Annotated in this window: 1 protein-coding gene; it reads left to right on the top strand. The window is 68.0% G+C overall.

The annotated features are described in order from the left end of the window. Window positions 1-27: 27 nt before the first annotated feature. Window positions 28-1554 (top strand): IS21 family transposase, encoded by a 1527-nt coding sequence (gene istA, locus ACH488_RS21915; protein ID WP_397326705.1) that lies wholly within the window; start codon window positions 28-30, stop codon window positions 1552-1554. The last annotated feature ends 112 nt before the right edge of the window (window positions 1555-1666 follow it).

Below are 1666 nucleotides of genomic sequence, written 5' to 3'. Positions count from 1 at the left end.
AAATGTCGTCCCAGGAAGAGGCCCTGTATGAAGCATGACGGAGAAATCATGGAAATTCTTGCTGCCTACGATCTGACAGGATCGTTGCGCGCCACGGCCGAGCTCACCGGTTGCTCGCACCACACTGTTGCCAGGCACGTCGCGGCGCGGGACGCCGGCCGTCCAATCGCAGAGCCCGCACCCCGCGATCGTGTCACCGACGCGTTCCTGCCCAAGATCGAGGAATGGATCGAGGCGTCCAAGGGCCGGATCCGCGCCGATAAAGCCCACGAAAAGCTGCTGGCCTTGGGTTATACAGGGTCGGAGCGGTCCACCCGCCGGGCAATCGCCCAAGTCAAGGCCGCTTGGCGGCTGGGCCACACCCGCGTCCACCGGCCGTGGATCACCGAGCCCGGGATGTGGCTGCAGTACGACTTCGGCGACGGACCCCGCATCGGCGGGGTGAAGACCATCCTGTTCGTGGCCTGGCTGGCGTTCTCCAGGTTCCGGATCGTCATCCCGTTACGGGACCGGACCGCGCCGAGCGTGTTCGCAGCCCTGGACCAGTGCTTCCGTATCCTGGACGGGGCACCGACCTACGTCCTGACCGATAACGAGAAGACCGTGACCACCGCCCACGTCGCCGGCGTTCCGGTACGGAACCAGCAAACTCTGGACTTCGCCCGCCACTACGGGGTCACCGTGCTGACCTGCCAGCCGGCGGACCCCGCCACCAAGGGCGGCGTCGAAGCGTCCGTGAAACTGGCCAAGGCAGACCTCGTCCCCAAGGAGACCAACCTCCGGGCCGAGTATGCCTCCTTCGCCGAGCTCGAAGCTGCCTGCCAGGCCTTCATGGACGAGATCAACCACCGCGAACACCGGGCCACCCGCCGCAAACCGGCTATCGTTCTGGCCGAGGAACAGCCCCGGCTGCACCGGATCCCGGACACCGCCCACACGGTCGCGTTCGGGCTGGCCCGGACCGTCCCGGAGAACACCCCGATGGTGACCTTCGAGAGTGCCCAGTACTCCGTCCCGGCTCACCTGCTCGGGGCACGGGTATTCGTCCGCTCCCACGGCACCGGGCCCGAGGCGCAGGTCATCATCGTCCACCATGGTCCCGCCGGTCCGGTCGAGGTTGCCCGCCATCACCGGGCCAGGCCCGGCAGCCCCGCGGTCATCGATGAACACTTCCCCGGAACCAGGACCAGGATCCCGGGCGACTACGCCGTGAAAGCACGCACCGCCGGTGAAGCCGAATTCCTGGCCATCGGCGAGGGCGCCAGAACCTGGCTCATCGAGGCCGCTGCCGCAGGAACGGGCAGGATGAACGTGAAAATGGCCGAGGCCGTGACCCTGGCCAAAATCGCTGGCACCGAGACGGTCGACCGGGCACTGGGCGACGCCGCCCTCCACGGCCGCTTCGCCCACGGCGACCTGCCATCGATCCTGAACGCGAACATCCGCCGCACCACCACCCACGCCGCGGACGAAACCAGGTCCCTGACCCAAGGCACCAGCGCCTGGGCCGGCCTCGGCACTGAACCCGCAGCCGCGAAGGAGCCGAACCGATGAGCCCCGTCACCACCGTCGCCCCGCCCCTGCCCGCAGACCTCGAAGCACTGATGCGACAGCTGAAAATGCCCCACGCCCGCGCCCTGGCCCCGGAACTCATCGCGACCGCCCG

It is taken from the genome of Paenarthrobacter sp. NPDC018779 (genome assembly GCF_044391085.1).
Lineage (GTDB): Bacteria > Actinomycetota > Actinomycetes > Actinomycetales > Micrococcaceae > Arthrobacter.
The sequence above is the reverse complement of the archived record's forward strand: the minus strand, read 5'-3'. Positions and strand labels throughout refer to the sequence as shown.

Bases quoted from the DNA above. Each gene is read 5' to 3' on its own strand.
- istA (WP_397326705.1), top strand. From the start codon at position 28: ATGAAGCATGACGGAGAAATCATGGAAATTCTTGCTGCCTACGATCTG.